Consider the following 13,023-nt stretch of genomic DNA (forward strand, 5'->3'; position numbering starts at 1 on the left):
CGCGGCCCACGCCACGCCCTCCCCGCCCGCCCCCCCCCCGACCCGCCGGCGGCGGGTGCGGGGGGGTGAGTCTAAGGGGCGCGGCGCCCCACCCAGGACCCCCACCCCGCTCACTTCGTTCGCGGCCCTCCCCACAAGGGGGAGGATAAAGTGCGCGCTCCCCTACCTCCCCTTTGTGGGGAGGTCGGACCGCAGGTCCGGGTGCGGTACTGGCGCCGACCTCTGCGTTTACGCTCCCCGCCACATCGGTATGATCGACGCAGCCAGCACCAGCGCCAGCACGATGTTGAGCGCGCGCCATTGCCATTCGGTCTTGAGCAGCCGTGCCAGCACCATGCCCGCCACGCACCAGATCGACAGCGAGATGGCTGCGGTGAAGCCGAAGGTCGAGCCGAGCAGCAGCGCGAGTTGTCCCGGACCGTCGGCAAGGGCTGCGAACGAGGCCGCCGCACCCAGTCCCATCGCCCAGCCCTTCGGGTTCATCCATTGAATGCCGGCGCCGCCGAAGAAGCTGTTGGGTTTTGCCATCGCCACATCGAGATCAGGCGGCCCGGCGCGGCCGATCTTGATTGCCAGCCAGATGAGATAGAGCGAGCCGATGATTTTCATCGCCAGTTGCAGCGACGGCATGGCCAGCAGCAGACCGGCGAGCCCGGCGGCGGCAGCAGCGGTCACGGTGGCGAGGCCGGCAGCGCTGCCGATCAATAGGGGAACGGAACGGCGAAAGCCGAACTGCGCACCTGAAGCAGTCGACAGGGTGGTGGCGATTCCCGGCGTGACGGTGGCCACGAAGGCAAACAGGATGAGCGGAAAGATGGGCTGCAACATGAGGCGTCCTCCATCGAAGGCCCTACGGTAGACTTCTGCATACTTCAGTAAATGCAATGTTTGCGATGGTTGGCATTAGTAGGTATAATGCCAACCATGATCCGTAACCTCGACACAGCGCTGATCCGCACCTTCGTCACTGTCGCCGACAAGGCCAGCATGACGGCGGCGGCGAACGCGCTGCATCTGACGCAAGGCGCCGTCAGCCAGCAGATCAAAAGGCTGGAGGAGGCGCTGGGCTGCAGCCTGTTCGAGCGCGACCGGCGTGGCTTGCGGCTGACGCGGCCCGGCGAGCGGCTGTTCGGCAAGGGCAAACGGTTGCTTGGCCTCAATGACGAGATCTGGGCCGAGATGGCGGGCACCGAGGTCGCCGGCCAGGTGCGGCTCGGTGTTCCCTATGACCTTGTCGGCACTTTGCTGGCGCCGGTGCTGAAGGCCTATGCCGAGACCTATCCGCAGGTCGAGATTTCGCTGCTCTGTGCGGCTTCGCCGGACCTTGCCGCTGCCCTTGCGGCCGGCACCATCGATCTTGCCGTCATCGAGGAGCGGGTCGGCCCGTCCGCCGGTGAGTGCCTGGCCATTGACCGGCTGGTCTGGGTCGGGGCCAAGGGCGGCGTCGCCCGCGCCAAGCGGCCGCTGCCGGTGTCGATCGTGGCCGATACATGCGCCTTCCGCCCCGTGGTGCTGTCGGCGCTGAACGAGCACGGGCTGGAATGGCGCACCGTGTTCGAAAACGGCAACATCGACGCGACGACCGCGACGGTGCGCTCCGACCTTGCCGTCACCGCCTGGCTGGCCTCGACCGTGCCGGCCGACCTCGACATCCTGGCTCTCGATGCCGGGCTGCCGCCGCTGCCGAGTTTTTCCATCAATTTGCATTTGCCGAAGTACGGCACGGCGCCGGCAGCGCAGGAGTTCGCGCGTTGTATCCGCCATGGGTTGGCACGGCGGGCTGTGGCGGCTTGACAGAACTTGGATTTCCTCTCCCCCGTCGATCGGGGGAGAGGAAAGGTGCCAAGCCTGTCCCTGTCACTTCCAGTTCTTACGCCGCTCGAGCTCGGCCTCTGACGGCTCTTGCGTGGCGAACGACCCGACCTTGACCTCACCCCCGCGTTCGTAGGTCGCCATGATGACGCCGGTGGTGGTAGCCTGCGACTTGACGAGCTTGAAAGCGGCCGGCATCGCACCACCATCGAACAGCCGCTTGCCCTTGCCCAGCAGCAGCGGGAAGATCATCAGCCGGATTTCGTCGATCAGACCGTTGGCCAGCAAGGTCTGGATCAGCTTGCTCGAACCCTGGATGAGCAGGTCAGGCCCATCTTCCTTCTTGAGGCGGCGCAACGCCGCGACGATATCGTCCCCAAGCCATTGCGTGTTCTCCCAGGTCAGGCTGTCCGGCCGATGCGTGGCCACATATTTGGTCGCAGGGTTGAAGACGTCTCCGATCGGATCTTTCTGGTAAGGCCAGTACGCGGCGAAGATGTCGTAGGTTCTGCGGCCGAGCAGCAGGGCGAAGGGTTTGGAGAACAATTCCTCCATGGCCACCCCCGCCACCTCGTCGAAGTAGTGGAACGTCCAGCCGCCGAATTCGAAGCCGCCAACCGGGTCTTCTTCCGGGCCGCCTGGCGCCTGCATGACGCCGTCGAGGCTGACGAAGGTGGAAGCGATGATCTTTCGCATTGGATTTTCCTTTTCCAGGATCCGCGCCGTCAGGGCCGGATTTCGATCTAAGGACGGACAGGCCGGCGGCCGCCCGACAGACGTTGGCAAAAAAACGCTGCGGCCGACAAGAGTACCTACCGCCGTCGCCCGCCGGCAAGCGCCTGCGACGAAAACCAGACATCGCCGACGATGGCGGTGGCGGTCCGGTCCGGCGCCCTGTCTGATGTCAGCCAGATCGAACGGCTGCGCGCGGCCTTCTGGAGGTCGGGGATTTTGGCCGCCGAACCGGCGACCGAGGCGCCGACGCAGGGGATGAACCACGAGCGCATGAAGGGGTCGCAGGCAAAACCTTGTTTGGTGCGGGTCACCATTACGGCCAGGCCGACGCCCTGGGACGGGCGCCAGGGAAAGATCATGCGGCCGCCCGCTTTCAGCGCCCGCAGCCAGGCAGCCGGCGGTGCGACGACACCGGCATTGACATAGATGATGTCGGACGGCGGCAGATCGCCGGTGACGGCATCGCCGTGGATGACGCTTACATTGCCGTAGGTCTCGAGATTCTTTGTCGCTCTGGCAGCAAGATCGGCCTCTATTTCGAAGGCGGTCACCGGGCCGGGCGCAACCAGCCGGGCCAGCAAGGCGGTGTAGTAGCCTGTGCCGGCGCCGATATGGGTGACGGCCTCGTCCGGTCTGGGGGCGATCCTGCCGATCCACATGGCGTGCAAGGAGGGTTCGCCATTGTTGATGCCCTTGTCGGCATCGAGCGCCACCAGCACGTCCTGATAGATGTGAACAGGATCGGCGCTCGGCGTCATGATCTTGCCGTTGCCGGCGGTGAGCGCCCTGCCGGCGACTACCGCCCAGGGTCCGGGACCGAGAAAGGCCTCGCGCGGAACGGTGGCGAACGCCTCTTCGAGGCGCGGATCGGCCGAGCCGGCATTGCCCGCCATCAGCTGCGCGTAAAATTTCCTGGCGTCTTCGACACTTGTCATGATGGCCGGTAAGATAGCGCAAGCCGCCGGTTTGTCGCGGTCGGGAATGAGAATCAGCCAACGCCGAAGACGGTGTCGTAGAGCAGCTTGAAGTTGAGCACCAGGATGACCGCCGCGACCACCCAGGCGAGGGCCGCCACGCCACGGGGAATGGCAAGGTCGCCCATCTTCTTCTTGTCGGAGACGAACTGCACCAGCGGGATGACCGCGAAGGGCAGCTGCATCGACAGCACCACCTGGCTGAAGACCAGCAACTGGCCGGTGCCCTTTTCGCCATAGAGCGCGGTGACGACCACCACCGGGACGATGGCGATGCCGCGCGTCAGCAGCCGGCGCGCCCATTGCGGAATGCGCAGGCGCAAAAAGCCTTCCATGACGATCTGGCCGGCAAGCGTTGCCGTAACCGTCGAGTTGAGGCCGGAGGCCAGCAGCGCCACCGCAAACAGGATGGAGGCGATGCCGAGGCCGAGCAGTGGCGACAAGAGCTCGAAGGCTTGGCCGATCTCGGCGACATCCTGATGGCCGGTGCCATGGAAGGCCACCGCCGAGACGATCAGGATCGAGGCGTTGACGAACAGCGCCAGGACGAGCGCGATGGTCGAGTCCGTCGTCGCCCATTTAATGGCGTCGCGCTTGCCTTTTTCGGTCCGTTCATAGGCGCGTGTCTGTACGATCGAGGAGTGCAGGTACAGATTGTGCGGCATCACCGTGGCGCCGATGATGCCGATGGCGATGTAGAGCATCGCCGGATTGGTGACGATCTCCGTCGACGGCACGAACATCGAATGCAGGATCGAGCCGACCGGAGGGGCAGCGGCAAAGATCTGGATGGCGAAACAGCCGAAGATGATGATCAGAAGCGCGATGACGAAGGCTTCGAGATAGCGGAAACCCTTGTTCATCAAGAGCAGCACGATGAAGGCGTCGAGCGCCGTCAGCAACGCGCCGCCGATCAGCGGAATGCCGAACAGAAGCTGCAGCGCGATCGCCGTGCCGATCACCTCGGCGAGGTCGCAGGCGATGATGGCGAGTTCGCAGGCGATCCACAGCACGAAACTGACGGGACGCGGATAATAGGCGCGGCAGGCCTGGGCGAGGTCGCGGCCGGTGGCGATGCCAAGCCGGGCGGCAAGCGCCTGCAGCAGGATCGCCATCAGGTTGGACAGCATGATGATGAACAATAGCGTGTAGCCGAACTGGGCGCCGCCGGCGAGGTCGGTGGCCCAGTTGCCCGGATCCATATAGCCGACCGAGACCATGTAGCCCGGTCCCATGAAGGCGAACAGGCGACGGAACCAGACGCCGGACTGCGGCACCGCGATCGTGGAGTTCACCTCGCGCAGGCTGGGAGGATTGTCCTCCGGTCTGTCAAATCGCCAGGATGATCCCAAGGTAGCGTCAGCTTCGGACATGGAGGGCTTTCCACTGGATGGATCGGTTGACGTCATCCTATCTATGCCAGGGCTCAACATTATGCAATAGGCTATATTTCATTGTATGTGCTTCCTGTTCGCCGACCGGCAGGCCGGCAGGGGATCGCAAACGCCGGTTGCGCCTACCATGGAATGGAAATAAACGGCTGGAACAGTTAAGCCCGTGCTATGAATGGCAAAGGGCGATTGCTTTGCCCAAAGCCGATTCTTGTCAAAAGATAGGAAGGAGCGCGTGTTGGCGCTGAAGCACAGACCGGTTGGACGCGAGGAGCCGCTGCCTGACGCCGAGATTCATTCGAAAGGGTTCCGGCAGCAGCGCGATGCGCGCCGCGGCGCGCTGGTCGAGGATTATGTCGAGCTGATCGCCGACCTGATCGAAGACGGCAATGAGGCGCGTCAGGTCGATATTGCTGCGCGGCTGGGTGTCGCCCAGCCGACGGTGGCCAAGATGCTGACCAGGCTGTGCGCCGACGGGCTCGTTTCCAGAAAACCCTATCGCGGTGTGTTCCTGACCGACGCCGGGCGCAAGGTGGCGGAAGAGAGCCGCATCCGCCACCAGACGGTAGAAGCGTTTTTGCGTTCGCTCGGTGTCAGCGCCGAGACGGCGCGCATCGATGCCGAGGGCATCGAGCATCATGTCAGCGCCGAGACGCTGGAAGCCTTTCGCAAGGCGATGATCGCGCCGGGCTGAGGGGTGCCGGGGCCGCACCACTGGAACCTCCGCACGTCAGGCTCGTTGCTCCTGACGTTGCGCGTGATTGTTGCGCGCCAAGGAGGAAAACATGGGCGTCGAACAGGCACCGACCGCGAAGGGCAAGCAGGCGGCCGAGGGTTTGAGGCAGGCAGCGGCAAAGGACGAACGCAAGACCGAGGTCGAAACCGGCCATGCGCTGAAAAAGGGCGCCGCGCGTTTCGAGGAACGCTCCAAAAGCTCGGACGGCAAAAGCGCCGGCACCAAGCAGAAGATCTGAGTTCTGTTCGCAAGCGGCAACCTGCCGCTCATTCCTCGGTGTCCTGCACCCAGCTGCGCGGATGGCCGTCGACGCGGAACTGGAAGATGAAATAGGGCGGAATGCAGGAGCCCTTGCCAGGCTTGGCTGCGGCCAGATCGTCGTAGCCGGCGGTGCAGATATAGTCCTCGCGGCAGGGATGCGCCTTGTCGCAGGCACGCAGGCCGGCGGTCTTGGTGAATTCCTTGGTGCAGAATTTGTGGTCCTTGCCCGACGCGATGCAGTCGTTGAAACCGGTCTTGGCGAGGCGGCCGCAAGTCGCCTCGTCGGGAAGCTTGTCGCAGCTTGCCTTGCGCAGCATGCCCCCGGGAAAGCCGCCGGTCTTCTGCCCGGGGTTGTCATAGCGTTGGCGCGCCGCGCCATAGCCGGCGAGCTTGATTACCGGTTTCTTGTCGCGCGCCGGATCGATGGCGCAGGCTTTTGCGGTGGCCGGCGACAGGCGGCAATATTTGTCGCTGCCCCAGCTCGACATCTTGATCTGGCCGAACTCGACGGGGTCGCCAACTGCGGTGGCCGCCTCGCTGACGCAGGTGCCGAAGCCCGGATGGATGTCGCTTTCATGGACGCCGGCGCAGCGCAGGCTTTCGCCGCAGCTCCAGTCCTTGAAGCTCGCATCCTCGCCGCTGTAGCAGATCGAGCCCCAGCCATTGTAGAGATCGGTGCCTTTCAGCGCTTCGGCGAGTTTGGCGTCCGGACGGGCGGCGAAGCCGCGTGAGAAATCCGGATGGCCGCCGGCGGCGAAGTCCTCGACGTTGGCGCGGCGGCGCGGCAGGTCGGCGAAGAACACAGCCGAGCCGGGGACGAAGACGGCGTTGCGGCGCGGCTCGCTGGCCGGATCGGCGCCGGTGTAATGGAAGCCGGCAATGCCGTGCGTCTGATGGCAGCCGGTGCAGGTCATTTCGTTGAGACGCAGATTGAAGCCGGCCACCGATTTCACGCTGCGCAACGTGTTGCCCCTGGCGACATAATCCTGCAACGCCTTGTCGATATCGCTGTCATCGAGCAGCCCATAGGCGATGTTGTTTTGCGATCTGGCGATGCCGCCGGGTGCGACCGAGACGGCGTTGGTCGCCAGGAACTTGTCGTCGATGACCAGCCGGCCGCGATCGAGGTCGTAGAGGTTGCGGTCGGTCAGCAGCCATTTGGCGAAGGCCGGCCGGTCGGCCAGAACCACTTTCCGGTCGATCTGGTTCTCCATCTTCGATTCCTGGAAGGTGGACGTCGTTGGGTCCCATTTGAAAATCTTGAGGAGATATTCGGCGTGGCCACCGAAGTCGCGGCGGCTCGAGGCCGACAGCCGGAGAACTTGCATGTTCAGCTCAAGTCGCATGATCTGCGACGAATTCAGCATGGCGTTGGAGAGCGGCCCTTCGTCGGAGCGCAGCCAGGCTGCCAGTTGCTCGGGCGCAAGGTTCTTCTGGCCGGCGGCGAGCCAGCGCTTGGCGATTTCGGCACAGGAAACGGCGGTGGCGCTTGGGCGATCTCTCGAAGCGCGGGGGCGAGCCTCGCCGGGCCTGGCGTTGAAGACCAGACTCATGGTCAGCGGCAGCCGCGACGAGATGCGTTGCGCTGTCTTTCCCTTCGCCGGCTTTTCCGCGACCGAATAGTGGAAGCGGTAGATCAGCCTGATCTCGCCGCATTCGGTGTGGCCGAGATAGCCGCGGTCCATGCGGTTCACGACGCCGGTCAGGTCGAGCGTCGAGCCGTCATCGTCGATGTATTTCGGGTTGAATTTCTGGCTGGTGTCCTTCGACTTGGCCATGGCCGCGACGTAAGGATCGGGGCTATTGGCAGGCTCGTCGGCGATCTCCTGCTTGACGGCGTTGCGGACAGGGGTCAGCGCGCGCACCGAAAACAGGCCCCGATTGTCGACCTCGCGCGTGAGACCCAGCGCCGGGCCGAGCAGGCGGCTGATCGAGAGGCCGCCACGCTCAAGCGCCTGCAATGTCTCGGGATCGGTTACGGCGACGCTGGAATCGAGCGTCACGGCGCGCGCCGGCGACGGGCCGAGGCATAGCACCACCGCCAGCAGCAGAAATCGACCGATCGTCCGCAAGTCCCCGACACCCCCGTTCGAACCGGATGCTACAGCGCGCATGCCGCCTCGACCAGAGTGCGAACGCGATGCCGCTGCCACGAAAAATACTGTGACTTGGCGCAACCATTGCGATAATTGTCTGTTGGGTCGGACTGGGCCACGACATCGGCCAAGCCAGCCGAAAATTTGCATACGGGGAGTTGCCATGCTCTGGAAGGGCCGCCGTCAGAGTGACAATGTCGAGGACGAGCGCAGCGACAGCGGCGGCGGTGGTGGTTTCGGCGGCGGCAGCCCTGGCCAGTTCCGCATCCCGATCGGCGGCCGCACCGGCGGCGGCGGCAGCATCCTGCTGGTCGTCCTCGTGGTGCTGGCCGGATGGTATTTCGGCTTCGATCCGTCGCAGATCCTGGGCACTGGCGAGGGCGGCGGTGTGCTGCCGGGTGGCGGTGGCCAGATTACCGACAACAGCGGCGGCCAGGACGACGGCGCCGGCACGCCTGCTTCCGACGAGATGAAGCAGTTCGTGGCGACCGTGCTGGCCGAGACCGAAGAGACCTGGACCGGCATCTTCCAGTCGCAGGGCCTGAAATACGAGGACCCGAAGCTTGTGCTGTTCAGCGGCCAGATCCGCTCGGCCTGCGGCTCCGCCTCGACGGCAGCCGGACCGTTCTATTGTCCCGGCGACCACAAGGTCTACCTCGACACCACCTTCTTCCAGCAGCTCGACCAGCAGTTCGGCGCCTCGGGCGATTTCGCCCAGGCCTATGTGATCGCGCATGAAGTTGGTCACCATGTGCAGAACCTCACCGGCATCCTGCCCAAGTTCAACCAGATGCGGCAGTCGATGGGTGAGGCGGAAGCCAACCAGATGTCGGTGCGCATCGAGCTGCAGGCCGACTGCTTCGCCGGCGTTTGGGCGCATTTCACCGCGCAGAAGGGCATTCTGGAACAGGGCGACATCGAAGAGGCGCTCAACGCCGCCAAGCAGATCGGCGACGATACGCTGCAGAAGAAGATGCAGGGCTATGTCGTTCCGGAAAGCTTCAACCACGGGACGTCGCAGCAAAGGCAGACCTGGCTGGCGCGCGGCTACAAGAGCGGCAAGCTGTCGGATTGCAACACGCTGACCGGTCCGGTTTGAGGCGCTCGCAAGTTCCAGCCGACCGCGGTTCAAAGCGCATCCGTCGGCGGGCCGATTCACCACCGGCAACAGATGTCAGGAGGAGAACGCCTGAGGCGTTCTCCTATTGTTCCAAAGTGGCGCCTCGCCTATAACGGGCGCCCGCCCAAGGGCGGTCTCAGGGAGCAGACACCATCATGATCGACCCCAAAACCGCAAGGCGGGGCCTTGCGCTCGTCTTCACCACGCTGCTGCTCGACATTATCGGCTTCGGCATGATCATGCCGGTTTTGCCGGCCTTTCTCAGGGAGCTTTCCGGCGTCGGCATCAGCGAAGCGGCGATCGAAGGCGGCTGGCTGTTCTTCGTCTATGCGGCGATGCAGTTCTTCTTCGCGCCGATCATGGGTGGATTGAGCGACCGCTTCGGGCGGCGGCCGATCCTGCTTGCCTCGGTGCTTACATTCTCGATCGACAATCTGATCTGCGCCATCGCCTGGTCCTATCCGATGCTGTTCATCGGCCGCGTGCTGGCCGGCATTTCGGGCGCCAGCTATTCGACGACGTCGGCCTTCATTGCCGACATCTCGAACGACGACAACCGGGCGAAGAATTTCGGTCTGCTCGGCATCGCCTTCGGCGTCGGCTTCGTCATTGGGCCGGTGCTGGGCGGGCTGCTCGGCACGTTCGGGCCGCGAGTGCCGTTTTACTTTGCCGCCGGGCTTGCCTTCGTGAACTTCCTCATCGCCATGTTCTTCCTGCCTGAAACGCTCGATGAAAAGCACCGCCGCCGCTTCGAGTGGAAACGCGCCAACCCGGTGGGCACGCTGCTGCAGATGCGCCAATATCAGGGCATCGGCTGGATCGGGCTCGCCTTCTTCCTGATGACGCTCGGCCACATGATGTATCCGGCGGTGTGGTCGTTCGTGTCCAATTATCGTTATGGCTGGAGCGAGCAGCAGATCGGCTTCTCGCTCGGCGCCTTCGGCCTGTGTGGGGCGATCGTCATGGCGACGGTGCTGCCGCGCGTGATCCCCAAACTTGGCGAATGGAGGACGGCGGTCATCGGCCTGACATTCACGGCGGCCAGCGCCTTCGGCTACGCCTTCGCCTCGCAAGGCTGGATGATCTATGCGGTGATCGTCGTCGGCTGCCTGGAAGCACTGGCCGATCCGCCGCTGAGAAGCCTTGCCGCCGCCAAGGTGCCGCCGTCGGCGCAAGGCGAATTGCAGGGCGCGATGACGTCGATCTTCTCGATCACCTCGATCATCACGCCGCTGCTCTACACCGCGATCTTTTCCTGGTTCACCGGACCGAATGCGCCCGTGGTGTTCGGCGGCGCGCCCTATCTGGTTGGCGCGTGCTTCCTGACGCTTGCGGTCATTGTCTTTGTGACGAAAGTTGCGAGGCCGACGGCGGTGAGAAGCGTTGCCACCGGCGCTGCGGAAGATGGAGCCCAGATATGAGCCATGACAGCCGCATAGAGCTGACCAAGGACGGTTTGTCGCTGTCGCGGCTGGTGTTCGGCGCCTGGCGGCTGCTCGACAGCGCCGCGCGCCCGGACGCCGACCAGATCGCGCGGCTGATCGGCACTGCGGTCGATCTCGGCCTGACCAGCTTCGACCATGCGGATATTTACGGGCATTACCTGGTGGAAGCTGCCTTTGGCGCCGGCATGTCGCGCTGGAAGGGCAAGCGCGACAGCATCGAGCTGATCTCGAAATGCGACATCATGCTGGCATCGGCCAACCGGCCTCAGAACCGGCTGAAGCATTACGACACCAGTGCGGCCCATATTGCGGCCTCGGTCGACCGTTCGCTCGCAAATCTCGGCACCGACTATCTCGACCTGTTGCTGCTGCACCGGCCGGATCCGCTGATGGATGCCGACGAGACGGCGGCGGCCCTTGCCGGGGTGGTCAAGTCGGGCAAGGTGAGAGCGGTCGGGGTCTCCAATTTCACGCCGTCGCAGTTCGACCTTCTGGCTTCGCGGCTGCCGTTTGCCTTGGCCACCAACCAGATCGAGATGTCGGTGCTGAAAACCAATGCGCTGGTGGATGGCAGCCTCGATCACGCGCAACGCCTCGGCTATGCGCCGATGATCTGGTCGCCGCTCGGCGGCGGCTTGCTGTTCACCGGCAAGGAAGGGCGCGAGGCGCGGGTCAGGGCGGCAATCGCGGCGGTGGCTGCCGAGATCGGCGCCGGCGATCTCGCCGCCGTCGCCATCGCCTGGCTGCTGCGTCATCCGGCGCGGCTGGCGCCGGTGCTCGGCACGATGAAGCCCGAGCGGCTGGCCGCCATGGTCAAGGCGCTGGAGATCGACCTCGACCGCCAGCAATGGTTCGCCATACTGGAGGCCAGCGAAGGCCGGCCGGTGGCATAAGGTTACCCAGGCGCGAACTTCGAACCCGCCATAGGTGTGTGCTTCGTCCGTTAATGCGGCGCGCAAGCGAAGCGATGAGGGGGGCTTGGGCTCAGGGGATGCCGTCGGCGCTCTCGAAGCCTTCGTCGCTTCGCGCCGTCACAAACAGACCGGTTGACCGGTTTATTCCATTGACCCAAGACAAGGGCAATCGCGCCGCGTTTGTAACTCCGGCTATTCGGAGCATCACGATCTGGGCAACGGCTAGACGAAGACCTGTAAAATCAAACCCGTTCGGCCAGCAGTTCCTCGCCGCGCTTTTCGCGGATCAGGTTGACGAAGCGGCGGAACAGATAGTGCGAATCCTGCGGGCCGGGCGAAGCCTCGGGGTGGTGCTGGACCGAGAACACCGGACGTCCGGTCAGCGCGATGCCGCAGTTGGAGCCGTCGAACAGCGAGACATGGGTTTCCTCGACGCCCTCGGGCAAGGAGTCGGCATCGACGGCAAAGCCGTGGTTCATCGAGACGATCTCGACCTTGCCGGTGGTATGATCCTTGACCGGGTGGTTGGCGCCGTGATGACCCTGGTGCATCTTGGCGGTCTTGCCGCCGAGCGCCAGGGCCAGCATCTGGTGGCCGAGGCAGATGCCGAACACCGGAATATCGGTCTTGAGCAGGTCCTGGATGACCGGCACCGCGTAGTCGCCGGTGGCTTCCGGGTCGCCGGGGCCGTTGGAGAGGAAGATGCCGTCGGGCTGCATGGCCAGGATCTCTTCCGAGCCGGTGCCGGCCGGAACCACGGTGACCTTGGCGCCGAGGCCGGAAAGCAGGCGAAGGATGTTACGCTTGACGCCGTAGTCGATGGCGACGACGTGCATCGACGGCTCGGCCTGTTCGCCAAAGCCTTCGTTCCACACCCAGGGAGTTTCACGCCAGACCGAGGACTGGCCGGAGGTGACTTCCTTGGCGAGGTCAAGCCCGATCAGGCCCGACCAGGCGGCGGCCCGCCGCTTCAAATCGTCGAGGTCGAAGATGCCGTCGGGCGCGTGCGCAATGACGGCATTGGGCATGCCCTTTTCGCGGATCAGCGCGGTCAGCGCCCGGGTGTCGATGCCCGACAGCGCGACGATGCCGCGCTTCTTCAGCCACTGGTCCAGCCCGGTGCCGGCGCGGTAGTTGGACGGGTTGGTGACATCGGCCTTGAACACCGCGCCAACGGCGCCGGCACGGGCGACCGGGTTCAAGTCCTCGATGTCCTCGTCATTGGTGCCGATGTTGCCGATATGCGGGAAGGTGAAGGTGACGATCTGGCCGGCATAGGATGGGTCGGTGAGAATTTCCTGGTAGCCGGTGAGCGCGGTGTTGAAGCAGACTTCGGCAACGGCGGAACCGGTGGCGCCGAGGCCGCGACCCTCGATGACGGTGCCGTCGGCCAGCACCAGGACGGCGGTCGGCTTTTCGGTTGCCCAAGGCGGGGTCAGTTCGGGGGTCATCTCGGCCATGGCGACGCTCCTGTCACGCTGCGCGCTTCGATGGCGGGCCATCTGCGCAGCAAACGGCGCGGCCGATCTCTCGAGCCTG

The 13,023-nt window shown here is 64.5% G+C and carries 12 protein-coding genes; 6 read left to right on the top strand and 6 right to left on the bottom strand.

The features are described from left to right. Positions 1–228: 228 nt before the first annotated feature. A complete protein-coding gene (locus NKI06_RS21230) occupies positions 229–828 on the bottom strand; it encodes a LysE family translocator (protein WP_023683785.1) in 600 nt (199 codons plus the stop codon). A 96-nt stretch (positions 829–924) separates the two neighbouring features. Here NKI06_RS21230 and NKI06_RS21235 point away from each other — a divergent pair, with 96 nt between their 5' ends. Beyond that, complete coding sequence (locus tag NKI06_RS21235; RefSeq protein ID WP_352986962.1) at positions 925–1,794, top strand: LysR family transcriptional regulator; 870 nt, start codon at positions 925–927, stop codon at positions 1,792–1,794. A 63-nt stretch (positions 1,795–1,857) separates the two neighbouring features. Here the strand turns inward: NKI06_RS21235 and NKI06_RS21240 are convergent, their stop codons facing one another. The 3 genes from NKI06_RS21240 to NKI06_RS21250 all read right to left on the bottom strand — a co-directional run bounded on the left by NKI06_RS21240 (position 1,858) and on the right by NKI06_RS21250 (position 4,894). After that, the gene (locus NKI06_RS21240) at positions 1,858–2,508 is read right to left on the bottom strand and encodes a dihydrofolate reductase family protein (RefSeq protein WP_352986964.1); all 651 of its coding nucleotides are present in this window, start codon (positions 2,506–2,508) and stop codon (positions 1,858–1,860) included. A 116-nt stretch (positions 2,509–2,624) separates the two neighbouring features. After that, entirely contained in the window at positions 2,625–3,482 is an 858-nt protein-coding gene (locus NKI06_RS21245) for a protein-L-isoaspartate O-methyltransferase family protein (RefSeq protein ID WP_352986965.1), read from the bottom strand. A 53-nt stretch (positions 3,483–3,535) separates the two neighbouring features. Continuing rightward, complete coding sequence (locus tag NKI06_RS21250) at positions 3,536–4,894, bottom strand: Nramp family divalent metal transporter (protein ID WP_023691522.1); 1,359 nt, start codon at positions 4,892–4,894, stop codon at positions 3,536–3,538. 256 nt (positions 4,895–5,150) lie between these two features. On the opposite strand from NKI06_RS21250, the gene mntR reads away from it, so the two are divergent. Together mntR and NKI06_RS21260 are read left to right on the top strand one after the other, a co-directional pair. Then, positions 5,151–5,606, top strand: a complete 456-nt coding sequence (gene mntR, locus NKI06_RS21255; RefSeq protein ID WP_352987030.1) for a manganese-binding transcriptional regulator MntR — start codon at positions 5,151–5,153, stop codon at positions 5,604–5,606. A 91-nt stretch (positions 5,607–5,697) separates the two neighbouring features. After that, positions 5,698–5,886 (top strand): hypothetical protein, encoded by a 189-nt coding sequence (locus NKI06_RS21260; protein WP_023672434.1) that lies wholly within the window; start codon positions 5,698–5,700, stop codon positions 5,884–5,886. 28 nt (positions 5,887–5,914) lie between these two features. Here NKI06_RS21260 and NKI06_RS21265 read toward each other — a convergent pair whose 3' ends face one another. Then, complete coding sequence (locus tag NKI06_RS21265) at positions 5,915–7,981, bottom strand: hypothetical protein (protein ID WP_352986967.1); 2,067 nt, start codon at positions 7,979–7,981, stop codon at positions 5,915–5,917. Positions 7,982–8,168: 187 nt separating this feature from the next. Here NKI06_RS21265 and ypfJ point away from each other — a divergent pair, with 187 nt between their 5' ends. From ypfJ to NKI06_RS21280, 3 genes are all read left to right on the top strand, one after another. Beyond that, the gene (gene ypfJ, locus NKI06_RS21270) at positions 8,169–9,104 is read left to right on the top strand and encodes a KPN_02809 family neutral zinc metallopeptidase (protein ID WP_023705842.1); all 936 of its coding nucleotides are present in this window, start codon (positions 8,169–8,171) and stop codon (positions 9,102–9,104) included. A 176-nt stretch (positions 9,105–9,280) separates the two neighbouring features. Further along, complete coding sequence (locus tag NKI06_RS21275) at positions 9,281–10,546, top strand: TCR/Tet family MFS transporter (protein WP_023683790.1); 1,266 nt, start codon at positions 9,281–9,283, stop codon at positions 10,544–10,546. Beyond that, positions 10,543–11,463 (top strand): aldo/keto reductase, encoded by a 921-nt coding sequence (locus NKI06_RS21280; RefSeq protein WP_352986969.1) that lies wholly within the window; start codon positions 10,543–10,545, stop codon positions 11,461–11,463. Before NKI06_RS21275 ends, NKI06_RS21280 begins: the two co-directional genes overlap by 4 nt. 263 nt (positions 11,464–11,726) lie before the next feature. Here the strand turns inward: NKI06_RS21280 and carA are convergent, their stop codons facing one another. Beyond that, positions 11,727–12,944, bottom strand: a complete 1,218-nt coding sequence (gene carA / locus NKI06_RS21285; RefSeq protein WP_081731488.1) for a glutamine-hydrolyzing carbamoyl-phosphate synthase small subunit — start codon at positions 12,942–12,944, stop codon at positions 11,727–11,729. Positions 12,945–13,023 lie beyond the last annotated feature (79 nt).

The sequence above is a fragment of the Mesorhizobium sp. M0772 genome (assembly GCF_040320135.1).
Lineage (GTDB): Bacteria > Pseudomonadota > Alphaproteobacteria > Rhizobiales > Rhizobiaceae > Mesorhizobium.

Excerpts from the sequence above, each read along its gene's own strand:
- NKI06_RS21230 (WP_023683785.1), bottom strand. The coding sequence starts at position 828 with ATGTTGCAGCCCATCTTTCCGCTCATCCTGTTTGCCTTCGTGGCCACC.
- NKI06_RS21235 (WP_352986962.1), top strand. The coding sequence starts at position 925 with ATGATCCGTAACCTCGACACAGCGCTGATCCGCACCTTCGTCACTGTC.
- NKI06_RS21240 (WP_352986964.1), bottom strand. The coding sequence starts at position 2,508 with ATGCGAAAGATCATCGCTTCCACCTTCGTCAGCCTCGACGGCGTCATG.
- NKI06_RS21245 (WP_352986965.1), bottom strand. The coding sequence starts at position 3,482 with ATGACAAGTGTCGAAGACGCCAGGAAATTTTACGCGCAGCTGATGGCG.
- NKI06_RS21250 (WP_023691522.1), bottom strand. The coding sequence starts at position 4,894 with ATGTCCGAAGCTGACGCTACCTTGGGATCATCCTGGCGATTTGACAGA.
- NKI06_RS21260 (WP_023672434.1), top strand. The coding sequence starts at position 5,698 with ATGGGCGTCGAACAGGCACCGACCGCGAAGGGCAAGCAGGCGGCCGAG.
- ypfJ (WP_023705842.1), top strand. The coding sequence starts at position 8,169 with ATGCTCTGGAAGGGCCGCCGTCAGAGTGACAATGTCGAGGACGAGCGC.
- NKI06_RS21275 (WP_023683790.1), top strand. The coding sequence starts at position 9,281 with ATGATCGACCCCAAAACCGCAAGGCGGGGCCTTGCGCTCGTCTTCACC.
- NKI06_RS21280 (WP_352986969.1), top strand. The coding sequence starts at position 10,543 with ATGAGCCATGACAGCCGCATAGAGCTGACCAAGGACGGTTTGTCGCTG.
- carA (WP_081731488.1), bottom strand. The coding sequence starts at position 12,944 with ATGGCCGAGATGACCCCCGAACTGACCCCGCCTTGGGCAACCGAAAAG.